The sequence below is a fragment of the Cyclobacterium sediminis genome, from assembly GCF_054781075.1.
Window position 1 is genome coordinate 191,882 of record NZ_BAAGVC010000043.1, and the last position, 23,425, is coordinate 215,306.

Sequence of the window (23,425 nt, forward strand, 5' to 3'; positions counted from 1 at the left end):
ACATGAGTAAAAAACCGATTAAACAAAGCGAGATCAACAACATTGTTTGGAAAGCATGTGACACCTTCAGAGGTGTGATTGATCCTTCACAGTACAAGGACTATATCCTGACCATGCTTTTCGTAAAGTATGTATCAGACGTATGGAAGGACAAAAGGAACTTCTATGTAAAAAAATACAATGGTGATGAAATACGGGTGCAGCGAGCATTGAGAAACGAGCGTTTCCAACTGCCGGACACCTGTACTTTCGACTATCTGTTTGAAAACCGCAATGCTGCCAATGTGGGTGAGCTGATCAACACCGCTCTTGAAAGCATGGAAGATGCCAACCGCAGTAAATTGGAGCGTGTATTCCGAAACATTGATTTCAACTCAGAAGCCAACCTTGGTCAAACAAAAGACCGTAACAGAAGGCTTAAAAACCTCTTGGTAGATTTCTCTGCATTGGATCTGCAACCCTCCCACCTGGAGGATAATGACGTGATTGGTGATGCTTATGAGTACTTGATTGAAAAATTTGCCAGTGATGCAGGAAAGAAAGCGGGCGAATTTTACACCCCTGCTCAGGTTTCTAAACTCTTAGCCAAACTCTTAAATCCACAGCCTGGAGACAGAATCATAGATCCAACTTGCGGTTCAGGTTCTTTGCTGATCAAACTATCCAAACAAGTAGGTAGTAAAAACTTCTCGCTATACGGACAAGAAATTAACGGCAGCACTTGGGCACTCGCTCGTATGAATATGTTCCTGCATGAGATTGATGATGCTACCATAGAATGGGGAGACACTCTGAATAATCCTAAACTACTGGAAGATGACAGCCTACTCAAAGGAAACATAGTCGGGGCAAATCCTCCATTTTCATTGGATAAATGGGGAGCTGACAATGCCATATCTGACCAGTTCACCCGATTCCACAGAGGTGTACCACCCAAAAGCAAAGGTGATTACGCTTTTATATCTCACATGATCGAGTCTACTTATCATGATACCGGTCGTGTAGGTGTAATTCTCCCTCATGGAGTGCTTTTCAGAGGAAGCAGTGAAGGTAAAATTAGGCAACAACTCATTGAAGAAAATCTATTAGAGGCGGTAATTGGCTTACCTGCCAACCTCTTCTTCGGTATAGGTATTCCAGCCACCATTTTGATATTTAACCGTGCGAAGGGAGATAATAAAGACGTTCTTTTTATAGATGCCAGCCAAGGTTACGAATCAGGCACCAACCAAAACCGCTTGCGTGATAAGGACATTGATAAAGTGGTGGATATGTACAGAGCGTTTCAAACCGAAACACCACGAACCACAGATGAAGGTGAAGTATTGGAAGATAAGTTCGCTTATCGTGCCACTATTCAGGAAGTGGAAGAAAACGAGTACAATCTCAATATCCCTCGCTATGTGGACACTTTTGAAGAAGATGAAGTAGTGGACATTCCTGCCACTCAACAGAATATTACTGAGTTAAAGAAGGAATTGGTATCTGTAGAGGAACAAATGGATGTTTATCTAAAAGAATTAGGGTTTTGAGCAAGTCATTAAATATATCAAACGATACAGCCAAGGGCTTTAAGCTGACAGCCATAGGGGCAATTCCCATTGACTGGGACGTTCTAAGTCTTCAAGAAATAGGTGCTTTTCTGAAAGGTAAAGGTATTTCCAAAAGCGAAATTCAAGAAGAAGGTTTTCCCTGTTTAACTTATGGTGAACTGTACACTCGACATAATGATGTTATTAGAAAATTTACATCATTTATTTCTGAGGAATCTGCGAAAAACAGTACCGAGTTAAAATTTGGCGATATACTTTTTGCAGGGTCAGGAGAAACATTAAAAGAAATTGGAAAAAGTTCTGCTTTTGTAAATGAGTTTCCTGCCTTTGCAGGTGGGGACATTGTGATATTAAGGCAAACTTCCCAAAACCCATATTTTTTAGGCTATCTACTAAACAATGGAATAGTTGCTAAACAAAAACACAGACTTGGTCAAGGCCATTCTGTTGTTCATATTTATTCTTCAAGTCTTTCAAAATTACAAGTCCCAGTACCTCCACTTCCTGAGCAACAAAAAATAGCAGAAATCCTCAGCACTTGGGATCAAGCCATTTCCATTACCCAAAAGCTAATTACTGAATTCAAGCTCCGAAATAAAGGGCTTGCCCAGCAATTGTTGACTGGGAAGAAAAGGTTAAAGGGGTTTGACGGTGAGTGGAAAAAGAACCCTTTGAGTTATTTCATAGATTACACTCCTCGCCCTGTTAATAAACCATCGGAAAGCTACCTTGCCCTAGGGGTAAGAAGTCATGGAAAAGGAATTTTTCATAAACCAGATTTTGATCCTGAGGCCATAGCAATGGAAACTTTGTATGAAGTAAAAGAGAATGATCTGGTTGTCAACATAACTTTTGCCTGGGAACATGCAGTTGCCATTGCAAGCAAAGAGGATGAAGGCGGTTTAGTTTCTCATAGATTTCCTACTTATACCTTCAAGCCAGATAAAGCATCACCAGACTTTTTCAAGTTCTTAATACTTCAACCTTACTTCAAGTATTTATTGGATTTGATTTCTCCAGGTGGTGCAGGTAGAAACCGAGTATTGAGTAAAAAAGAGTTTATCAGACTTGAAATCAAATGTCCTCTACAGGAAGAACAAATTGCTATTGCTTCAGTGCTTTTAGAAGCAGATAAAGAACTGAAACTATATCAGCAACAAATAGCAACCCTCAAACAGCAAAAGAAAGGCTTAATGCAAAAGCTGTTGACGGGTGAGATTAGAGTTAAAACCGAATAAGCATGAGCAAGAAGATTGGAAGAAATGACAAATGCCCATGTGGTAGCGGCAAAAAATACAAAAAATGTTGCTTAAACAAAGGGCTTACTCTTGTTAAACCAGAAGGGACATACAAGCAACACATTTTTGCAGAATTCAATTTGGAGTTTCTGTTAGATTGGTTTGGAACTGCATCATTACTCCCAGTGAATCATGGAAAGAATATTCGGCTTGAAATCATTATTAGAGAAGCATTACTACATGCAAATAAGGATGCCGGTAGTACGGATAAGAAAAAACTTGAGGCATTGCTCAACCAATATTATGAACATCACCATTTAGAAGACCCTCCAGTAAATCTTTTTACAGAACTAATAACTTTCTATGGTGGGGATTACTTAGTGCTACCTGGAATTTCTGATTCTGGAGTACTTATACTAAGCACCATACTTAACTCAATATTCCATTTAAAAAATTCACTACCTGATAAATTCAAAGGCTTGGTTTATGACTCGACATCATTCATGCTTGGCATGTCCGACTTTTGCATTAAGCAAAGTGGACTAATCAGATATGAACCTGGAACCCCAGATGACAATGAAATAATACTTGGAGAAAGCAATCTCCATGATTCACTCATTATTACTGATGAGAAAATCATGGAGATTGGAGCTTTGTACAATGTTCAGCCTGAAACACTCCAATTGTTCTGTTTAGGCGAGGATGCCGATTTGTCTAATTCTGACCCTGACAAGAATCCAATGATTCCAAGGCCTCTCCAAAAAATTAATGGGGGTTACAGAATATTATCTCCTGCAAACATTCATGTAGCACTGTTACATGCAGTTATTGAATTCGCAATCATATTTGACTGTCTACCAGAACTCATTGATTTATATATAGAAATTGTTTGGAACAATTCCCTTTCTCATCTTTATTCATCCCATTACGCAGTAATTTCTGATGAATTTGAATTGGAAAGGCCAGACTCGTTTAAACATGGTGTTTTCAGATTCGATTTAGACAAAATTGCCTATGTAGTCTTATCCTATGATGATGGTAACAAGTATGATAGAAGGCATCCATATTTCTCAACGCACATTGGAAAGGAAGATGAATATGACAAAGTAACATCTGCAACACTAAACAAAATCAAAGAACATTATCCTGACGGCAAAGTGCTACTTATCAGGTTAAGTGCTGGTCTTGGAAGGCAATACTTACAAAGCTATAAAAAAGTAGAAGGAGTTAATATTTTAAATTTTTCAGTCAACGAGTTTGATCTTCTTATGAAAGCGAGGGACTACGATTCACTTTCTCTTTGGAATTTTTCAGAGGCAAAATCTCGCTTTCTCAGCAAGGTGGAAATTCCCCCTTCGCAAAGTGACCTGGACTTTTATGCGCTCTATAAAGACAAAAAAGATAGCTTCTACATGAACGATGATGCACTACCATCTATGTTATGGTTAGCGCCTGGTTACTCTGCTTCATTCATCAAAGAAGTTGTTCAAAATGAGGATATACATTCAATTGAAAGATTAAATAATAAAGGGGAGTTGGGAGTAATTCCCTGTGTAAAGGTTAAAGGTTCAAGCAATATATATTACCCAATTTCCTATATAGGCAATAAACTTATTCATGCGGTAGAGGGCTATATTCATCCTATTTGGATTGAATTCGCAGGAGATTTACGTAAGGTCGACTCTCAGTTTAGAGGTGTTTATATTGAAATGTTAGATGCTATTTCGTACTGGATATGGCAGATTACAAGTACCGCACAAAATCCGATTGACCATATTATTCATTCTCCTTTTACTATTACGTTCGACTTCATAGATCGCTCCAAGTTTGAAAATATTGAACCGGTTTTTAAAAGAGAGCCAGGATTAATAGATCTTTTTCAAGTTGAAATATGCACGAATGGGCTATTGTTTAAAATCCCAGACCAAATAACACCATATCTATATGGAAGCGACAATGAAGGAGAACAAATCCTTGTTAGAGCATTATTGAATGGATTCAGGCAATTTGATGAAGCAAATAAGAAAACTCGAGCATTAACAGAAGATCTTATTGATTCAATTATAGCTGAAAATGTCCCACTTGGGTTAAAAAAGAAAATATTTGTTTTAACTACAGAGAATGAAATCAAATTAGATCCAAGAGGACTTAAAGGTCACAGGTATATTCAAGAGTACAACATTGGGATAATCCTTGATGAAATAGTCCCCAAAGCATTAGTGGGTGGTTACCTAAGTCCTGATACAAAGGACATTGAAGATGGGTATAAATTCATAAGGAATTTGGTAACAAGAATACTCTTGCCGTGGCTTGATTCGAAAATTGAGAAACTAGATTGTGAAGATTTATTGAGCAGGCTTATCGTACTAAATGAGGCTTTGGTGAGAAAGCGTACTGATGCAATTCTAAAAACCCCTACAAGAATTGCCTGCTTTGTCACTGAAGAGCAGCAAATAACAGAATTAAACAATTCTCTAAAGAACATTGATCAAACATCTTTAAGCACTAGATGCTTAATTGAACATATTGCAGCATGCCCTTCCGAGGGCGAAAAAATAGCAAGCAAATCTGATCTTGACGAGTTACTTGCTTTAATGGAACAGATTATTTCTTGGGGAATGCAAGGAGACCTGATCAATTTTGGAGTTTCTGAAAATAAGATCGATGTTCTTGATTCACAAAGAATTGGTACAGATCACACTCTAGATGAAGAAGTCTTTAATCCATTTCGGTTAGCAAAAACTAAAGAAAATGTGACCGATGCCATTACCGAATTTAATGATAATTTCTCGGAGAAAAATTACAGCGGTAATACTGGGGTTTCCAAAAAAACCGACAAGGCTTTCGAAGAAGAATTTGGTGTAACTTTGACGGGAATTCTTGGATTCTCCCATTTCCTTATTTGGCTAGCATTTGAAACAGATCCTGGCTATACTAAAATCTATCAAATGGAAATGAAAGAGCAAGCAAAAAAGTTTTTTAAAGATTTATCAGATTACGAATTCAATGCCTTAATAAGTTACTATTGCTTAGACAAAAGAAAAAGCTTGATGGATCTACCCAAAGGTTACTACCCTTATGATGTGTTTCCATGGAGGTATAATAGAGGTTTAGCACTAATTAGAAAACCGATTGTAAGGAGGTTTGATGAAGAGAAAAAGGACTTCTTATGTCATTATGGACCTAGGCAGACAAAAATTGCAGCAACACAGACCTTATATCTTTTTTATACCGGAAAACTTCGTTGTATTGATGGAGGAAGTCTTTCAAAAATAATTGGAGAAAAGCTTAACAGGAAAGGAGCTGAATTTACCAAGACAGTTTACGACTACTTCAAAGCTCTTGATGGTGAAAGGATTGTTGATCAAGAGGTGCCAATTAAAAACAACAAGTTTCTTAAAGCAGATAAGGATTTAGGTGATATTGATGTTCTTGTAATTGACCATGAATTAAAAGGAATCCTTTTATTAGAATGCAAGAAAACGGAAGTTGCCCGAAATGTGAAGCAGATGGTCGAGGAAGTTAACAATCTATTTGGGAGTGAATCTGATAAAGGTTGGATTGTAAAACATGAAGCTCGCTTCGGATGGGTAAAGGAAAACGTGGCATTACTAAGTGAAAAATATGACCTTGATCTTTCAGGCTACACAGTTATTCCAGTGATTTTGACTTCGGAAGAATTGCCAACGAAATATTTGAAAGAAAAAGATTTGCCATTTGATATGCTAAGTTTTTATCAAATAAAGCCATGGTTAATTAATCAAAAAAAAATAATGAGTTTAAACGACTAACCTTTAGTTCCATAAATAGAGAAATAATTATGCCAGTACCATCATTCAAAGAAGATCATATTTCTCAACTTCATGCACTGAAGCTGCTCATGAATAAGGTATGGCAATACATTTCCTCTGAGCAAGGTTTGGAAGCCAGGGGAGGAAGGACTTCCAACGAATTAGAAACTATTTTGAAGGATCAACTTCAGGTTCTCAACACCATTAAATATAAAAAAAGGCTTAATGAAAAAGCTGTTGACGGGGGAAATAATAGTTAAAACGGATGATTAAAAACAGGGAATCATGAGTACAAAAAATCTATACATTGATGAAAGTTGCCATCTGGAACATGATGGGTTTCCGGTTATGTGCATTGGTTATACCAAGATAAATGCAGAGGGGTATGACAATCTCAAAGAAGGCATTAAATCCATCAAACTAAAGCACAATGCCCCAACTGAAATCAAGTGGAACAAGCTTTCCAAATCTCGTATAAAGCTGTACAAAGAAATCATTGATTTCTTTTTTGACTCACCTATTCAGTTCAGATGCATATTGGTGAAGTACAAAGGGAAACTTGATCATGCGGCCTTCAACAAAGGGGACCATGACAGTTTTTACTACAAGTTGGTTTACTTCCTTCTCAATTCGTCCACCAATCCTCCAAATGGCCATGATTACAAGGTGTATATGGACATCAAGGACACCAGAGGTAAAGAACGGTTAGCTCAGATCAAAACAGTATTTGAGAATAAGTATTATGGTGCATCACCCTTTGTCCATTTTCAACACATACGTTCAGACGAAAGCGAGTTTCTTCAACTCACTGATTTATTCATTGGTGCCATAACCTACAAGTCAAGAAAGGAACATGAGAAAGAGGGAGCATCTACCGTTAAAAATGAAGTGATTGACTATCTGGAAGAAAAGTCAGGCTATTTGCTGAACGAGGGTACAGAACCTTGGGAAGAGAAGTTTAACATTTTCGATCATCAACCTAAATCTAAGTCATAATGGAGCTGGATGATTTAGAAGACTTGTTTGATGACTTAGGCTTTGATGAGCCAACGCCTGATCAATTGTATCAGATGTACGGAATTTTTCTCAATGACATTGCCAGAAACCCAATTGTACTGAATGGCAAAACACTTAAATACAACAGCAATAAATCAAAGCATCCAATATGTAGAGGAAAGGCTCAGGCTTTTGAACACATTATCACGAGAGAGAGTAAAATATCAGGCAAAAGAAATTTTGACAGGGATAGGGCAAACAAAGTGCATTGGATTCGTCCAGTTTTATTGAACGCTAGTGATTCGAGAATAAAGTATTTTAAAAGAAAAAATGACAAGGGGCAAAACCAACATTTTTACTGGTATCAGGAAAAATCCTTCATCATCATAATCAGAGAAATTCAGCCTGAAATCCTGTTAATAACCTCTTTTTCAGTTGATAAACAGGAAAAGTATAAATTCAAAAAGTGGTATGCTGAGTACAGAAATTGACATAAAAAAACCTCACTTCGTAAGTGAGGTACGCAACTTTAGGCACTGCGATCGAGTGAACAATGTCACTTGCCAAGTCCTTTACCCTTTGGGTAATGACAATACAAATGAGCGAATAAAAATTGGATTTTCAAAATTCAGTATTATTATCGTTCATATCTACAACTCAAAAACCGATCCAAAAGTTCAATAATCATGGCAGTACCATCATTCAATGAAGACCATATATCACAGCTTCCCGCACTGAAGCTGCTCATGAATATGGGCTGGAAATACCTCTCTCCAGAGCAGGCGTTAGAAGCCCGAAGAGGCAGGACATCCAATGTGTTGTTGGAGACCATTTTGAAGGATCAACTTCAAGTCATCAACACCATTGAATACAAAGGCAAAGAGTTTCCCTTTTCTGATGCCAACGTAAACAACGCTATTCTCGCCATTCGTGACCTTCCGGTTCAGGATGGTTTTATTGCTGCAAATAAAGCCTTCTATGAACTCATCACTTTAGGCAGGAGCTTTGAGCAGTCTGTTTTAGGTGATAAAAAGAGCTTCTCATTCCATTACATTGATTGGAAACATCCTGAAAACAACACCTACCACGTATCAGAAGAGTTTAGTGTACTCAGAAGTGGCAGTAGCGAGCATTACCGTCCTGATATTGTATTGTTTATCAATGGTATTCCAGTTGTGGTTATTGAGTGCAAAAGCCCAAAGATCAAAGACCCAATTGACAAATCAATTGAGCAACATCTTAGGAATCAGCAGGAAGACGGAATACGTGCATTGTATCAATACTCCAACCTAGTGATGGGATTGGCTACCCATGAAGCCAAATACGCTACAACTGCCACTCAGAAAGAGTTTTGGAGCTTTTGGAAAGAACTCTTTAAAACCAAAGCAGAAGAAACCGCATGGAAAGACCACCTACAAGAACTAAAAAACAAACCGCTACCCTCAAACGAAAGAACAACACTATTTAAAGAGCGGTATAAAAATGTCTGGAACTACTTTCAACAACTGGAATTGGAAAAGCAAACCGTTACAGAACAAGATAAATTATTGTTTAGTGTTTGCCAACCAAAACGCCTCTTAGACCTCTTTTTTAACTTCACTTTGTATGATGATGGCATTAAAAAGATAACGCGTTATCAACAATATTTTGCCGTACACAACACCTTAAAAAAAGTTGCAAAAACAGGTCTAGCAGGTTTGAGAAAAGGCGGTGTAATCTGGCACACTCAGGGAAGCGGTAAATCACTTACAATGGTTATGTTGGCTCAACTCATTGCTACACACCCTCAAATTAAAAATCCAAAAATCATTTTGGTTACAGACCGTATTGATTTGGATGATCAAATTACAGAGACTTTTAAAAAATGTCAAATTCCCGTTGAAAATGCCCAAACAGGCAAGCACTTGGTTGAGCTTCTTTCTGGCACGGGCGATACGGTTATTACCACTTTAATCCACAAGTTTGAAGCGGCTGTAAACCGAGCGAAACAAGGCTTTGATTCACCTGACATCTTTGTTTTAGTAGATGAAGGCCACAGAAGTCAGTACGGCACTTTCAACATTAAAATGCAAAAGGTATTTCCTAAAGGTTGCTTTATTGCCTTTACGGGAACACCTTTAATGAAGAAAGAGAAGAGCACAGCTAACCGCTTTGGTGGCTTAATAGATGTGTACTCTATCACTGATGCAGTTGAAGATGGAGCCGTAGTTCCATTGCTTTATGAAGGTCGCCACAACCTGATTGAAGTGAATGAAAAACCTTTGGACAATTACTTTGATCGGGTTTCCGAACCGCTTACCCCTTATGGTAAAGCCGCACTCAAGAGAAAGTTTAGCTCCACCAATCAGCTGAACAAAGCTGAGGAGGTAATCTATGCCCGTGCCTGGGATATTTCAGACCACTACGAGCAAAACGTTCAGGATATTCTATTCGGAAGTTTAAAGGCCAAGGGTCAGTTGGTAGCACCCAATAAAACCACCGCAATCCGATACCGTGAGTTTATCAAGGAGATAGGAAAAGTAACCTGTGAAGTCCTGATCTCACCTCCTGATGTACGAGAGAACTATGAGGATGCTTTTGAAGAAAGTGACGATTTGATCTTGAAGTTTTGGAAAGCCATGATGGATAAATATGGCAGTCCGGAGAACTATGAAAAGTCATTGATCAACTCATTCAAAAAGCAAGACCACCCTGAAATAATCATTGTGGTAGACAAACTGCTTACTGGCTTTGATGCTCCTAACAACTACGTTTTGTACCTCACTCGCCAGCTCAAAGAACACACGCTATTACAAGCGATTGCGAGAGTAAACCGCTTAGCTCCAGGAAAGGAACATGGTTTAATTATAGATTACTATGGTAATCTGGAGAATCTTGACAGTGCATTAGAAACCTACTCAGGTACAAACAACTATGATGCGGCTGACTTGGAAGGTACATTGACCAACATAAGTGAAGAAATCAAGAAGTTACCTCAGGCTCATTCAGAAGTATGGGACATCTTTAAAGAAGTCAAAAACAAGTATGATGAACCTGCTTATGAAAAGCTCTTGCAAGATGAAGCCATTCGACACATCTTTTATGAAAAGGTATCGGCTTTCTCTCGCTTGCTAAAGCTCGCTCTATCCAGTTTTGAGTTTATTAGTAAGACACCGGATCAACAAATCAACAAGTACAAGCAGGACGCCAAATTCTTCCTTGGATTGAGAATCTCTGTCAAGCGTAGATACTTTGACGATCTGGAATACAAGGAGTATGAGCCACAAGTTCAAAAGCTCATTGACAAGCATATCACCACGGAAGGTGAAATTCTTCGCATCACTGAAATGGTCAACATTTTTGATAAAGAGCAACGGGAACAGGAAGTAGAGAAAATCACCAGTAAAGCAGCCAAAGCAGATCACATCGCCAGCAGAACAATCAAAGCGATCAATGTGAAAATGAATGAAGACCCTGTTTACTTCAAAAAATTGTCAAGGCTGATTCGTGACACTATTGACGGTTATCACCAACACCGTATTTCGGAGGCTGACTATCTCAAAAAGGCCAAAGAATATGAAGACCAATTCCATAATGGAAGACAGGATAATATTCCTGAAAATTTGGTTGGTAATGATGCAGGTATAGCTATTTACAACTTAGTAAATGAAATTTTCAAAGATCACCTGAAAAGATCAGAAGGAGCTGAAAATGTAGGTGCTATCATAGCAGAAGGCATAGATAATGTAATCAAATCCATAGTTTTTGAAAATGGAAAACCAATTATTGATTGGGTTAATAAGTCAGACATAGAGGGTAAAATCAGGATTGATATTGATGATTACCTATTTGAGATAAAGGTACAGCAAGACATTGAATTGCCGTTTGATTTGATAGATGAATTAGTAGAAGAGGGTTTAAAAATTGCAAAGCTGAAATATGTCTGAAACAGCCACGATAGAATCCTTAATTTTTGGTTCCAGAGAGATCAATTATGAACTCTCCTATCAGGATCGCAAAACCCTCGGCATTCGGGTTTATCCCGATTGTAAAGTACGGGTGATTGCTCCCCTTGACACCACAGAGGAGAAATTGAAAACAAAACTCAGGGAAAAAGCACCATGGATCATCAAACAGCAACTTGAGTTTCTTTCCTATCATCCATTAACACCACCCCGTAAATACATCAATGGTGAAACCCATCTTTATTTGGGAAGACAGTACAAACTGCGAATCGAAAAGGCAGATACTAATGATGTGAAACTATACAGAGGAACACTATTAGTCCTGAAAAAAGACAATTTTACAGCCGAGAATCTATTGTCCGAATGGTACAGGGAAAAAGCATCTGTTCACTTCGAAGAAACATTGAAAAAGATAATTCCACTTTTTGCTCGGTATAAGATTGATTTGCCAGAGCTTCAAGTCAGACAGATGTCTACACGTTGGGGAAGTTGTACACCCAAAGGGAAAGTGATTCTAAACCCTGAATTAATCAAAGCACCTAAAGGAAGTATAGAATACGTCATTATACATGAGTTGTGTCACTTGGTACATCACAACCACACACGTGCCTTCTATGACCTTCAAGAAACAATAATGCCTGACTGGAAAAAATGGAAAGAAAGGCTTGAAATGACTTTAGTGTAATTACTTAAGAATTATATTAGCATGACGAACATTTGGGATTGTTTTTTTTACACAATAGCATCAAACTGATTTTATCAGCAAATTATATCTAAACTGCTTCCAGATTTTATTATACTAAACAAAATGATTGAACTCGAAAAAACATCAAGAGGAACCTACAGCACCAATTTTTTTTCGATCTTTATTAATGGAGATTTTCAACCTAATTTGAACCAATTAGGTAAAAAAGATTTAGGGACATTTGCGCATGAATATTTACATTATATTCAAAATCTCACGACAATTTATGGTTTAAGAAATGGGATCTTCCATTTTCAATTATTAAAAGAAGTTAAAGAGTTTTTAAAATCAACTTCAAAAATTGACCTGCCTCTTAAACTTAATTTTTTGTCGGACCGTATCAAAAAAGGCAGTGAATTATTCAAAGTTATGGATGGAAATAAAGGGATTGATGTTGGGAATTTCACTAGCTATGATTACAAGTTAATAAAAAGAAACATAGGGGGTGATAATTATGAATTAGTGGAATTATCATTTTATACTGCAAATTCTAAACCTACACGAGTAATCTTTGGTGCGACATGTGTTAAAGAAAGTATGTGTCATTACTTCCAATCACTTTTTGATGATAAAATTAATCATGACCTCATTCCATACAAATCTGCTGAATTTTTAGTTAAAAAAATTTGTCCTGAAATTTTAACTGACAAAAGAAAAATAATTTCATTGTTATTAGCCTCTTTATCATCAATAAATCCAGGTCGTTCTTTTTTAGATAACTTGGAAAAATCTAAAATGTACCCCGACTTAAATGGTTTTGACTTATACCATAGGTTAATGAAATCTAATACTATTAATTTCTCTGGAAAAAATTATTCTTGTAGAGAGTTTTTAAAAGAGTCACTAAAAAAATATGAATTATGGGTTAATCAAAACATAGATAGAGAGTTAATATATATCAAGAAATTAATCGAGAATATTCATTTTAATATTGAGGAAGGAATAACTCCCTTGGTTCAATTATTGTATTCTGATAAATTGACTGAAATTGAAAAACTAACCTTTCTTACTGAAAATTATGGTATTCCTTCAATTAGAGTTCAAGATGGTACCCTTTACTTTCCAATGGATAAAACAAAAAAAGAGCCGTCAATAGATATTGTTGAATTTATGGCTCAAAAAACTGTTTTAGATCGTTTATTTGAAACGTATTCTTGCCAAACAACTTGCTCCATGGTTCATATTTGTCAACAATCAGAAGAGGAATTTATTGAAGAAGGCTGCTATAACAACCAATGGGATAGAAAAAAACAATGTAAGTTTACAATAGTTAGTGATAATTGGGGACTAAAGAATAAAATAATAAAAAAATAGTTTCTTCCCATCAAAACCGGTCTTTATTGTTAAATATTTAGGTATTATGAAAGACCTAAGTTGAGGAGTAAGATTCTGGTTTATGTTTTATTTTCGTATTAATGAGCATCAACTGTAATTCTGATATTTACCCTTGGGGAATTGAAGGAATAATTTTGCGGTCATGTATTCCTGGGTTAACATTATTTCGATTTTTTAAGTATAGATTTAATTTATTAAATATAATGAAAATCCAAAACCAAATTGAAGAACATGGGAAAGAGTTTACACCAAGGGAGCTCCTATTTGCCAATTATTATTTAGGTAAAGCAAAGCTGAATGCTACTAAAGCGGTAAAACTTGCAGGTTACAGGCATAACACTGCAAGAGAACAAGGCTAAAGAATGTTGACAAATGTTGACATTTAAAATAAGACCCAATCACAATCATCCGAAAAACTGAGTGATCTTGGATTTACACAAAAAAAAGTACTTGCAGAGATTACTAAAATTGTGTTTTCAGAGATTATCGAATTTTTTAGTTAGGACTGGAGCCTGAAACAGGTGAGTGAAACCCCACAATCTAAATCTGCTGCAATAAGGTCTGGAAAAAAACGATACTGGTGTTTCAATTCAAATGCATGACAAACTTAATGCACTTAAAATTCTTTTGGTCTTGACAAAAAAATCCGACAAGTAGAGAAAAAGTGTCCCCCAAACTGTCCCCCAAAAAAAGAAAACCCCAAATACTTGACGTATAAGGGGTTTCTAGTAGCGGGAACAGGACTCGAACCTGTGACCTTTGGGTTATGAGCCCAACGAGCTACCAACTGCTCCATCCCGCGATATATTTTTAATTCTACATTTCAATTTTGAGGACTCGAATCTGAGTCCGCCGCGGCGGATATGAGCCCAACGATTACGCCTTGGCGAATCCATCCCGCGATATATCTTTAATAATTTATTAGTATCGCTCTCTTAAAGTTTACGGCTTCAAACGTTTTTTGTTGCCCTTTCCTTTATTGTGGTACAAAGGTAAGGACATATTATGAAAAATCAAGTACCTTTGTAAAAAAAATCTGAGACCATGTCGGAAAACACACATAAAGCAGGCTTTGTAAATATTATTGGTAAACCCAATGTGGGCAAATCTACACTTATGAATGCCTTGCTCGGAGAAAAGCTTTCTATCATTTCATCCAAAGCCCAAACCACAAGACATAGGATCCTTGGGATAATGAATGAACCTGAGTATCAGATCGTCTTCTCCGATACTCCGGGCATGCTTAAACCGAAATATGAACTGCACAAAAGCATGATGGGCTTTGTAAACCTTTCACTCGAAGATGCAGATGTAATCGTATTTGTTACAGATCTTTTTGAGAATGACGAAGAAATTGAAGATATTATCAAAAAAATAAATGCTGCAGCGGTTCCGGTATTACTTATCATTAATAAGATTGACCTGAACAAAGAGGAAAAGCTTGCTGAAGTAACCGAATATTGGACGGAAAAGATAAATGCCGATGTGGTAATTCCTATTTCGGCGCTGGAAGGGTTTAATCTTCAAAAGATTTTGCAGGAAATTCTGGATCGTTTGCCAGTACATCCACCATTTTATGACAAAGAAGAACTAAGTGACCGCCCCGAGCGTTTCTTTGCTTCCGAAATTGTCCGTGAGAAAATATTTGTACAGTATAAAAAAGAAATCCCATACAGTACTGAAGTCCGAATAGAAGATTTTGAAGAGACTGAAAATTTAATTCGAATGCGTGCTGTGATTTTTGTAGAAAGAGACAGCCAAAAAGGAATAATTATTGGAGACAAAGGGAAAGCACTGAAAAGAGTGGGGACACAAGCCAGGATTGAAATGGAGAAATTTTTTGGTAAAAAAGTTTTTCTTGAAACCTTCGTAAAGGTGGAAGATAACTGGAGAAAGAATAAAAATAAACTGAGAAAATTTGGTTACGACCAATAATAAATAAAATTATGGCCAATATAGTAGCAATTGTAGGGAGACCTAATGTGGGCAAGTCCACACTTTTTAATAGACTTGTAGAAGAAAGAAAAGCCATTGAAGACAACCTAAGTGGGGTGACCAGAGACAGGCATTACGGGCATGCACAGTGGGGAGGAAAGTTTTTCTCTGTAATTGACACCGGTGGATATGTCAAAGGGTCTGAAGATGTTTTTGAAAAAGAGATCCGTAAGCAAGTAAAATTAGCCATTGAAGAGGCTTCAGTGATCCTGTTTGTAGTGGACTGTATGGTAGGGCTTACCGATTTGGATGCAGAGTTTGCCAAAGAACTAAGGGGTACAGATAAGCCTGTTTTTATCGTGGCCAATAAGGCAGATAATATGGAGAGTATGCTGATGGCCAATGAGTTTTATGCCCTTGGGATAGGAGAGGAAATCATTTACCCGACTACCGGAACCAGTGGGAGTGGCTTGGGAGATTTACTGGATGATGTAATTCAAAAATTTCCTGATGAGGGAGAAAGAGACCCCGATGAAGGGATTCCTAAATTAGCGATTTTGGGTAGGCCAAATGTCGGTAAATCCTCTTTTCTTAATGCCTTAATAGGAAAAGAAAGATCCATCGTCACAGATGAGGCAGGAACAACCAGAGATGCTATCCATACACGCTACCAATTGTATGGGAAGGATTATATACTTACGGATACTGCCGGTATTAGAAAAAAATCCAAAGTAAAAGAAGACATTGAGTTTTATTCTGTCATGCGATCTTTAAGAACCCTTGAAGATTCGGATGTGATCATTATTATGGTGGATGCCACCAGAGGCTTGGAAGCTCAAGATGTTAACCTAATCTCTTTGTCTATAAAAAACAATAAAGGCTTGATGATCATGGTGAACAAATGGGATTTGGTGGAGAAAGACCATAAGACCATGCAAAAGTTTAAGGACAATATGACCGAAAAGTTGGGTGAAAATAAATGGATACCTATTATCTTTATTTCTGCACTTACCAAGCAAAGGATTTATCAAGCCATGGAATTGGCGATGAACGTTTATGATAATAAGCAAAGGAAAGTAGCTACATCTAAATTGAATGAGTTGTTATTACCGGAAATAGAAAAGTATCCACCGCCGGCAAATAAAGGGAAGTATATAAAAATTAAATATATCACCCAATTGCCTACTAAAAACCCGGTGTTTGCCTTTTTCTGTAATTTGCCACAATATATTAAATCTCCCTATACCAGATTTTTGGAAAATAGGTTGAGAGAGAATTTCGATTTTACCGGAGTGCCAGTTAAAATTACCTATAAAAAGAAATAATTAAAGCCATGAAAACTCCCCTATATTCACTTTTATTATTGGCATTCCTATTTACTTGGAGTTGTACGAGCGACGCAGACAGCGAAAAGCCTCTGCTAGTATTGGCCAATACCGAATGGGAGCTTCAGGAGGCTACCTTAATCGGAAGAGGAACCGTTGAAGTGCCTGGTTCATCTACGAAAGTGCCTGTGAGTATAGACGGAGTAGGTCAAGATTATGACATGAGCCTAACTTTCGGTGATGGCGATCAACTGGTTTCTGCCACCGGAAGTTTTGTATTTGATGTCTCGGTAAGTGTATTGGGAGTACCACTCCAAAGTGAGGAAATCCCAGTGAATGGTGTTGAAATCTTTTCGGGTAATTGGGAACTGATTGGTGATGAATTGGTAATTACGGATAATGAAGAGGCAGTAATACTAAATGTTGTTGACAATTCTGCAAATATGCTTAAGCTAAAAGGAGATATTGATGCTTCTGATTTTGAAAGCTTACAAGAAGAAGGGCTTACCGTGAGTGAATCAAGCATTGAAATCGTTCTGGTAAAATGAAAAATTAGCTCCTTGTAGCAAAAAAATAACCCGGGAAAAGAGTCGTTACAGACCCCTTTCCCGGGTTATTTTTTTATGTGGTTGAAAAAGAATGGCCTTTATATTTGACTTACCTTTTGCCTTCATAAGGAATATAGACCACCTTTTTGGTTTCAAAAAATGGTTCTTTGAAGTAGTCCTCAAGATGATAGCTTACATAATTTAGGTGTAGGGCTTCTAGTTCTTCATCCACATCTCCACCCTTTAAGTACAGAATTCCATTCTGGAACTCCTCATGAACATCTTCTTTTCTGAACCTGCCTTTTACCCAAGGATAAAATTTCTCCATTTGCGTTACGGCACGGCTTACTACAAAATGATATTTTCTACTCATTAGATTTTCAGCACGGACCTGTTGGGGCTCTACATTTTTTAAGCCCAACTGCTTGACCACATCTTTTACCACGGATATTTTTTTTCCTATGGAGTCCACCAGATGAAACTGAACTTCCGGAAAAAGAATAGCCAGCGGTATTCCCGGAAAACCTCCCCCGGTGCCTATGTCAAGTATTTTGGTTCCGGGCTTGAAAGAAACTGTCTTGGCGATGCCTAAAGAATGCAATACATGGTGGACATAGAAGCTGTCCATATCTTTCCTGCTGATAACATTAATTTTACTGTTCCAATCAAGGTAAAGTTCTCCCATGTGTGCAAACTGCTCCTTCTGTTGGGCGTTCAATTCTGGGAAGTATTGCTGGATCAGCTTGTGGTCTGGACTCATTGAATTAGATGTGTTTATTTTTCCCTTGAGCGATTTCTAGGAGCAATTCCCTAGAACGGTGCAGTTGTGCTTTTACTGTACCCAGAGGTTTGTCTAGCTCGGCGGCAATTTCATCATAGGACAATTCGTCAAAATACCTGAGTTTTACTAGTTTTCGGTATTTTGCAGGTAGCTTGTCTACAAAGATTCTCACCATTTCTTTTCTTTGCGTTTTGATAAACTCATCCTGAGGATTGTTGTCATCATCTTCCACATCGATATTTACTGCATTGCCACCATCATCAGTCATGGTGTTGTTCAAACTCATCGTTTTGAGTTTTTTCTTGCGTATAAAATCTATGGTATTGTTGGTCGCAATTCTAAAGAGCCACGTACTAAACGTATAGTCTTTTTTGAATTTATGAAGATTTTTAAAGGCCTTAGCAAAAGCTTCCATTGTAAGGTCTTCGGCATCGTCAGCACCTCTGATCATTTTTAAGATCATAAAGTACACGGCCTTCTTGTACCGCTTCATGAGCGAGGCGTACGCTTGCTGGTCTTTGTCATTGACCGCTTTGTCGATCAATTCGAAATCTTCTAACGCTTTATCTGAAAAACTTCTTTCGTTTATTTCCATTTAACTGTTTTTGACAGATAACCTTTTGTTCCCAAGGTCCAAAAATAAATCATGTACATCAAATCAAAAAATAAGGTCCATATTACCTTCCCAGTCCCCTCTAATTTTTTTCTAACCCGGTGAATAATTAAATATTGGAGCATTGCTCTAAAGAAAACTAACCCCAATACCAGGGCAATTGGTTCCCAAGTGCTTTCAAGAATTACAATTCCTATAGCAGAAGACCAGAATACTAAATGACTTAACGAATACAAACCGAGTTTTAGTTTGTCTCTAGTACGATAATATTTGCCGGCATGGAAATGCCTTTTCTTTTGTGTAAAATAGTCCTTAAAATTGGTCTTAGGTTGAGAGATGGTAATGCTATCAGGCTGTGCAACAATTGCCGTGTTTGCTGCAGTGGCGTATTTGTTTACAAACAAGTCATCATCACCCCCTTCTATATGCCAGAGGGATTTAAAAGCCTTCTTTTCCATGAAAAAATCCTTTCGGTAACATAGGTTTCTTCCTACGCCCATAAAAGGAGACTTCCAATAACCGAAAGAAAAATAGTAAATGGCTGTCAATAAGGTTTCATATTGGATGATTTTGTTCAATAAGCCGGGAAGTGTCAGGTAAGAGCCATGACCAAGAGCAAAAGTTTTACCTTCATTGCGTATTGGAGCAGACATCCTTCTGATCCATTGTGAGGATACCGGCCTGCAATCTGCATCTGTCAATAGGATTGAATCGTATTTTGAAACTTTTATACCTAGTGTAAGGGCGTACTTTTTGGCTGTTACATGCTGGGGAGTGTACCGAATGTTTACAATTTTTAGCTGGTCATATTTGCTGGACAGTGCCCTTAAAATATCCTCAGATTCATCTGTTGAACAATCATTTACTACCAATACTTCGAAGGTAGGGTAGTCCTGCTTCATTAGTAAGGGTATAAGGTCATTCAGGTGTGCGGCTTCATTCTTTGCTGCAATAATTACAGTTACCCCACTCAAATTTAAGTCTTGCTCAGTTTCTTCCTGCCTTTTATAAAAAAATGCAAACCTGCCAAAAACTACCATCAAGTAAGTAAACTGTAGCCCTGCAGCCAAAAAAAATATCCACCATAATGTGTTTTCCATATTTATGCTTACTGTCAGTTCTATAAGATTAATTCAAAAAGCTCAAATTTTTGTTTTATTGCAGTTATTTTTGTGTTCCATTTGTGGCAAGCATTGACTTTCCGTTAGGCTTGTTTCAATTAAAAAGAGAACTGAATAGCTGAAGATCGAAATATAGCAAGGGAAAATATTGGGAAAAATGAAAATATTGACTTATTCTATAGTATTTTCAATGCCTAAGAATTTCACTACTGCCTAATTCGAATTCAAATATAATAAGTAAATGAGGGATAATTCAATGAAAGGGAGGAATGAAATTTAAACTTGTAAGTAAAGATCAAAAGTCAAAAGCCAGAGCCGGTGAAATACAAACCGATCATGGTACCATTCAAACACCGATCTTTATGCCTGTAGGGACCGCAGGTTCTGTGAAGGCTGTTCACCAAAGAGAATTGACTTATGATGTGAAAGCTCAGATTATTTTGGGTAATACTTATCACCTTTATCTTAGACCCGGTTTGGAAGTGCTTGAAAAAGCTGGAGGCCTGCATAAATTTATCGGCTGGTCTAGCCCTATCCTAACTGACAGTGGAGGGTATCAGGTTTTCTCCTTGGAAGGAAACAGGAAAATAAAAGAAGAAGGGGTTGTTTTCAAATCCCATATCGATGGATCAAAACATCATTTTACCCCGGAATCTGTAATGGATATACAGCGTACCATTGGAGCCGATATTATCATGGCCTTTGATGAATGTACCCCTTATCCTTGTGAATGGAGTTATGCCAAAAACTCCATGCATCTCACCCATAGGTGGTTGAAAAGATGCATAGAGCGCTTTGATAGCACTAGCGGGAAATATGGCTATAGTCAATCTTTGTTTCCTATTGTTCAGGGAAGTACTTTTAAAGATCTGCGACAGGATGCTGCGCGTTTTGTAAGTGATCAGGACAGAGAAGGCAATGCCATTGGAGGGTTGTCTGTCGGGGAGCCGGCCGAAATGATGTATGAAATGACAGATTTGGTGACGGATATATTGCCTGAAGAGAAGCCCAGGTACCTTATGGGGGTAGGGACACCGGCCAATATTTTGGAATCCATAGCGCTTGGGATTGATATGTTTGATTGTGTGATGCCTACCAGGAATGCTAGGAATGGCATGCTCTTCACAACCGAAGGTATTATCAATATTCGGAATGAAAGGTGGAAAATGGATTTTTCACCCATTGACAGTGGCTTTCATTCTCATGTAAGTAATTTTTATTCGAAAGCCTACCTTAGGCACCTTACCATAAGTAAAGAAATGCTTGCTGCTCAAATCGCGAGCATTCACAATTTATCCTTCTATCTTTGGTTGGTGACACAGGCTAGAGAACGCATCCAAGCGGGAGATTTTACCTCTTGGAAAAATGCGATGGTAGAAAAAGTAAGCCGAAGATTATAAGATTCCTTTTAATGTAGCCGTTTCATTTGCAAGACTAGAGAAAGACCAATTGGTATGAAGTTATTGGATAAGTTAATCATCAAAGATTTTCTCAAAACCTATTTGTTTGTGGTTTTGATGTTGATTTTGGTCGTTTTGGTACTAGATTTTACCGAAAAGAATGATACCTATATTCGGAATGAAGTGCCTGCTTCTGAGATTTTGCAATACATGCTCAACTATGGCCTTTATCTAAACAACTTACTTACACCAATTACCGTCTTTATTTCTGTGATCTTCATTACTTCTAAAATGGCAGGACGGACTGAGATCATAGCTATTCTCAGTAGTGGAGTGAGTTTTTTACGAATGCTTCTGCCATTCCTTTTTTCCGCTTTCTTGATCGCCGTAGTAAGTTTCTTTCTAAATGGCTGGGTGTTACCGGTTGCCACTGAGGGGGTTTCAAAATTTAGGGTTGAATACCTGGACAAAGGTCAAGATGTCAACCAGCAAAATATTCATATTAAGGTCGCGCCGAATTTATTTGCCTATATGAGGAGGTATTTTACTTCTGTAAATCAAGGTCATGATTTTACTTTGGAAAATATCAAGGAAGGAAAACTAATCTCAAAATTTTCAGCAGAAAGGATTGTTTGGGATACAGCCAAACATGTCTGGAATGCACGAAATTGGAGGTTGAGAGAGTTTAATGAAATGGGGGAGACTTGGACTACCGGAGATGCCATGGATACCACCCTGTCTATTACTCCCGATGATTTTGACCTTCCTCTCAATCATCATGAAACCCTCACCCTACCTGATCTTTCCAACCAAATTTTGATTCTTGAAGATAGAGGAGCGGACAATGTAAGCTTTTACAAAATAGAAAAATATGTACGCTTCATGTCACCGTTCGCTGCGATTCTATTGACTTTTATTGGGGTCATTGTTTCCGCTCGAAAAACCAGAGGCGGATCAGGATTTAAAATAGCCTTGGGCTTTATGCTAGCTTTCGTTTATATCATACTGTTTTTGCTTTCAAGAACATTTGCGGAAGCAGGTACGGCTTATCCTGTCCTTGCCGTGTGGATGCCTAATATTGTTTTTGGAATTACCGGTCTGGTGCTTTACAAAACAGTTCCTAGATAAGGTAGCTTATGGTAAAAGATTACTTATGGCTTCATCTCGTGGTTCTAATATGGGGATTTACAGCAATTTTGGGTTTACTGATAAGTCTTCCTGCCGTTGAGATCGTTTTTTACCGAACCATGCTTGCCGGTGCAGGCTTGTATTTTTTACTTAAGTTTAAGAAGAGAAATATAAGGGTAAGGTGGAATGCTTTGCTTAAATTTCTGGTAACCGGAGGCCTAATTGGGGCACATTGGATTTTGTTTTTCTGGGCGGCGCAAGTGTCTACAGCTTCTGTTTGTTTGGCAGGGATGGCCACTTGCTCTTTGTGGACTGCCATTATTGAACCTATTGTGAACAAACAAGCGATAAAATGGTATGAAGTATTGCTTGGCTTGATCGTGATTGTAGGTCTAATAGTGATTTTTAAGTTTGAATCGGGCTATTCTTTGGGTCTTTTTTTGGCAGTTGTATCTGCATTATTAAGTGCCTGTTTTACCGTGATTAATGGGAGACTAACTAAAAGCCATAGTCCCTTTATTATTACCTTTTATGAAATGATAGGGGCCTTTGTGCTTACCACTGTCTTTATTCCATTTTATATCAACTGGTTTGCAGAAGCTGGTTTTTCTTGGGTTCCGAAAGGTTTGGATTGGTTTTGGCTACTGGTTTTGTCTCAAGTATGTACAGTGATTGCATTTACATTGTCGGTGAATTTGATGAAACGTTTGACAGCCTTTGCAGTGAATTTGACAGTAAATATGGAGCCTGTTTATGGCATTCTATTGGCTTTTATTATTTTTGGAGAGAAAGAGAAAATGACTCCTGAATTTTACTTGGGAACCCTGATAATTTTGGCCTCAGTCTGCATCTACCCGTTGATTCGCTATGTCCAAAAAAGAAGGTTAGGCAGCACCCCAAGAAAAATCCACTGAGCGTAAAATGCAGGCTAATAAATTTTGAATCAGGCTTTACAATTGGAAATCGTTCATT

19 protein-coding genes and 1 tRNA gene are annotated in these 23,425 nt (G+C 37.7%); 16 read left to right on the forward strand and 4 right to left on the reverse strand.

Translation table 11 applies throughout. The features are described 5' to 3' along the window. Positions 1–2 precede the first annotated feature (2 nt). From ACYVHJ_RS21420 to ACYVHJ_RS21465, 10 genes are all read left to right on the forward strand, one after another. Complete coding sequence (locus ACYVHJ_RS21420; RefSeq protein ID WP_460519090.1) at positions 3–1,532, forward strand: type I restriction-modification system subunit M; 1,530 nt, start codon at positions 3–5, stop codon at positions 1,530–1,532. Then, positions 1,529–2,791: a restriction endonuclease subunit S gene (locus ACYVHJ_RS21425; RefSeq protein ID WP_339711242.1), complete on the forward strand. Its 1,263-nt coding sequence runs from the start codon at positions 1,529–1,531 to the stop codon at positions 2,789–2,791. Before ACYVHJ_RS21420 ends, ACYVHJ_RS21425 begins: the two co-directional genes overlap by 4 nt. A gap of 2 nt (positions 2,792–2,793) precedes the next feature. Next, the gene (locus tag ACYVHJ_RS21430; RefSeq protein WP_460519094.1) at positions 2,794–6,582 is read left to right on the forward strand and encodes a YecA family protein; all 3,789 of its coding nucleotides are present in this window, start codon (positions 2,794–2,796) and stop codon (positions 6,580–6,582) included. A gap of 29 nt (positions 6,583–6,611) precedes the next feature. Then, a complete protein-coding gene (locus ACYVHJ_RS21435; RefSeq protein ID WP_339711248.1) occupies positions 6,612–6,842 on the forward strand; it encodes a hypothetical protein in 231 nt (76 codons plus the stop codon). Between the two features lie 25 nt (positions 6,843–6,867). Continuing rightward, positions 6,868–7,578, forward strand: a complete 711-nt coding sequence (locus tag ACYVHJ_RS21440) for a DUF3800 domain-containing protein (RefSeq protein WP_460519098.1) — start codon at positions 6,868–6,870, stop codon at positions 7,576–7,578. Beyond that, the gene (locus ACYVHJ_RS21445; RefSeq protein ID WP_339711254.1) at positions 7,578–8,069 is read left to right on the forward strand and encodes a hypothetical protein; all 492 of its coding nucleotides are present in this window, start codon (positions 7,578–7,580) and stop codon (positions 8,067–8,069) included. The genes ACYVHJ_RS21440 and ACYVHJ_RS21445 overlap by 1 nt, the downstream gene beginning before the upstream one ends. Positions 8,070–8,264: 195 nt before the next feature. Next, positions 8,265–11,504, forward strand: a complete 3,240-nt coding sequence (locus ACYVHJ_RS21450) for a type I restriction endonuclease subunit R (protein WP_339711257.1) — start codon at positions 8,265–8,267, stop codon at positions 11,502–11,504. Further along, complete coding sequence (locus ACYVHJ_RS21455) at positions 11,497–12,207, forward strand: M48 family metallopeptidase (RefSeq protein ID WP_460519103.1); 711 nt, start codon at positions 11,497–11,499, stop codon at positions 12,205–12,207. Before ACYVHJ_RS21450 ends, ACYVHJ_RS21455 begins: the two co-directional genes overlap by 8 nt. A gap of 123 nt (positions 12,208–12,330) precedes the next feature. After that, positions 12,331–13,581, forward strand: coding sequence for a hypothetical protein (locus ACYVHJ_RS21460; RefSeq protein WP_339711263.1), 1,251 nt, complete (start codon positions 12,331–12,333; stop codon positions 13,579–13,581). A 224-nt stretch (positions 13,582–13,805) separates the two neighbouring features. Continuing rightward, the gene (locus tag ACYVHJ_RS21465) at positions 13,806–13,961 is read left to right on the forward strand and encodes a terminase small subunit (RefSeq protein WP_339711266.1); all 156 of its coding nucleotides are present in this window, start codon (positions 13,806–13,808) and stop codon (positions 13,959–13,961) included. Positions 13,962–14,331: 370 nt separating this feature from the next. Here the strand turns inward: ACYVHJ_RS21465 and ACYVHJ_RS21470 are convergent. After that, positions 14,332–14,404: transfer RNA gene (locus tag ACYVHJ_RS21470), tRNA-Met, on the reverse strand. A 242-nt stretch (positions 14,405–14,646) separates the two neighbouring features. Between ACYVHJ_RS21470 and era the strand changes: the two genes are divergently transcribed. The 3 genes from era to ACYVHJ_RS21485 are packed head-to-tail and all read left to right on the forward strand — an operon-like array spanning position 14,647 to position 17,410. Beyond that, entirely contained in the window at positions 14,647–15,537 is an 891-nt protein-coding gene (gene era / locus ACYVHJ_RS21475; RefSeq protein WP_460519108.1) for a GTPase Era, read from the forward strand. A gap of 11 nt (positions 15,538–15,548) precedes the next feature. Further along, entirely contained in the window at positions 15,549–16,862 is a 1,314-nt protein-coding gene (der, locus tag ACYVHJ_RS21480; RefSeq protein WP_339904050.1) for a ribosome biogenesis GTPase Der, read from the forward strand. A gap of 8 nt (positions 16,863–16,870) precedes the next feature. Then, positions 16,871–17,410: a hypothetical protein gene (locus tag ACYVHJ_RS21485; protein WP_460519111.1), complete on the forward strand. Its 540-nt coding sequence runs from the start codon at positions 16,871–16,873 to the stop codon at positions 17,408–17,410. 109 nt (positions 17,411–17,519) lie between these two features. On the opposite strand, the gene rsmG is transcribed toward ACYVHJ_RS21485, so the two are convergent. Genes rsmG through ACYVHJ_RS21500 form a run of 3 tightly spaced genes read right to left on the reverse strand, consistent with a single transcriptional unit; the run spans position 17,520 to position 19,904 of the window. Further along, positions 17,520–18,170, reverse strand: a complete 651-nt coding sequence (gene rsmG / locus ACYVHJ_RS21490; protein ID WP_460519114.1) for a 16S rRNA (guanine(527)-N(7))-methyltransferase RsmG — start codon at positions 18,168–18,170, stop codon at positions 17,520–17,522. Between the two features lie 4 nt (positions 18,171–18,174). Further along, entirely contained in the window at positions 18,175–18,786 is a 612-nt protein-coding gene (locus tag ACYVHJ_RS21495; protein ID WP_339904045.1) for an RNA polymerase sigma factor, read from the reverse strand. Next, on the reverse strand, positions 18,777–19,904 hold the full coding sequence (locus tag ACYVHJ_RS21500) for a glycosyltransferase (RefSeq protein ID WP_339904043.1): 1,128 nt from the start codon (positions 19,902–19,904) through the stop codon (positions 18,777–18,779). The genes ACYVHJ_RS21495 and ACYVHJ_RS21500 overlap by 10 nt, the downstream gene beginning before the upstream one ends. 290 nt (positions 19,905–20,194) lie before the next feature. Between ACYVHJ_RS21500 and tgt the strand changes: the two genes are divergently transcribed. Genes tgt through ACYVHJ_RS21515 form a run of 3 tightly spaced genes read left to right on the forward strand, consistent with a single transcriptional unit; the run spans position 20,195 to position 23,367 of the window. Further along, positions 20,195–21,325 carry a tRNA guanosine(34) transglycosylase Tgt gene (tgt, locus tag ACYVHJ_RS21505; protein ID WP_303615176.1) on the forward strand — a complete coding sequence of 377 codons (1,131 nt, stop codon included), beginning with the start codon at positions 20,195–20,197 and terminating at the stop codon, positions 21,323–21,325. 54 nt (positions 21,326–21,379) lie between these two features. Beyond that, the gene (locus tag ACYVHJ_RS21510) at positions 21,380–22,453 is read left to right on the forward strand and encodes an LptF/LptG family permease (RefSeq protein ID WP_303615175.1); all 1,074 of its coding nucleotides are present in this window, start codon (positions 21,380–21,382) and stop codon (positions 22,451–22,453) included. Between the two features lie 8 nt (positions 22,454–22,461). Further along, positions 22,462–23,367, forward strand: coding sequence for a DMT family transporter (locus ACYVHJ_RS21515; protein ID WP_460519121.1), 906 nt, complete (start codon positions 22,462–22,464; stop codon positions 23,365–23,367). Positions 23,368–23,425 lie beyond the last annotated feature (58 nt).

Coding starts and splice junctions, on each gene's coding strand:
- ACYVHJ_RS21445 (WP_339711254.1), top strand. CDS start 7,578: ATGGAGCTGGATGATTTAGAAGACTTGTTTGATGACTTAGGCTTTGAT.
- ACYVHJ_RS21420 (WP_460519090.1), top strand. CDS start 3: ATGAGTAAAAAACCGATTAAACAAAGCGAGATCAACAACATTGTTTGG.
- rsmG (WP_460519114.1), bottom strand. CDS start 18,170: ATGAGTCCAGACCACAAGCTGATCCAGCAATACTTCCCAGAATTGAAC.
- tgt (WP_303615176.1), top strand. CDS start 20,195: ATGAAATTTAAACTTGTAAGTAAAGATCAAAAGTCAAAAGCCAGAGCC.
- ACYVHJ_RS21440 (WP_460519098.1), top strand. CDS start 6,868: ATGAGTACAAAAAATCTATACATTGATGAAAGTTGCCATCTGGAACAT.
- ACYVHJ_RS21460 (WP_339711263.1), top strand. CDS start 12,331: ATGATTGAACTCGAAAAAACATCAAGAGGAACCTACAGCACCAATTTT.
- ACYVHJ_RS21515 (WP_460519121.1), top strand. CDS start 22,462: ATGGTAAAAGATTACTTATGGCTTCATCTCGTGGTTCTAATATGGGGA.
- ACYVHJ_RS21500 (WP_339904043.1), bottom strand. CDS start 19,904: ATGGAAAACACATTATGGTGGATATTTTTTTTGGCTGCAGGGCTACAG.
- ACYVHJ_RS21465 (WP_339711266.1), top strand. CDS start 13,806: ATGAAAATCCAAAACCAAATTGAAGAACATGGGAAAGAGTTTACACCA.
- ACYVHJ_RS21450 (WP_339711257.1), top strand. CDS start 8,265: ATGGCAGTACCATCATTCAATGAAGACCATATATCACAGCTTCCCGCA.
- der (WP_339904050.1), top strand. CDS start 15,549: ATGGCCAATATAGTAGCAATTGTAGGGAGACCTAATGTGGGCAAGTCC.
- ACYVHJ_RS21455 (WP_460519103.1), top strand. CDS start 11,497: ATGTCTGAAACAGCCACGATAGAATCCTTAATTTTTGGTTCCAGAGAG.
- ACYVHJ_RS21485 (WP_460519111.1), top strand. CDS start 16,871: ATGAAAACTCCCCTATATTCACTTTTATTATTGGCATTCCTATTTACT.
- ACYVHJ_RS21435 (WP_339711248.1), top strand. CDS start 6,612: ATGCCAGTACCATCATTCAAAGAAGATCATATTTCTCAACTTCATGCA.
- ACYVHJ_RS21495 (WP_339904045.1), bottom strand. CDS start 18,786: ATGGAAATAAACGAAAGAAGTTTTTCAGATAAAGCGTTAGAAGATTTC.
- ACYVHJ_RS21510 (WP_303615175.1), top strand. CDS start 21,380: ATGAAGTTATTGGATAAGTTAATCATCAAAGATTTTCTCAAAACCTAT.
- era (WP_460519108.1), top strand. CDS start 14,647: ATGTCGGAAAACACACATAAAGCAGGCTTTGTAAATATTATTGGTAAA.
- ACYVHJ_RS21430 (WP_460519094.1), top strand. CDS start 2,794: ATGAGCAAGAAGATTGGAAGAAATGACAAATGCCCATGTGGTAGCGGC.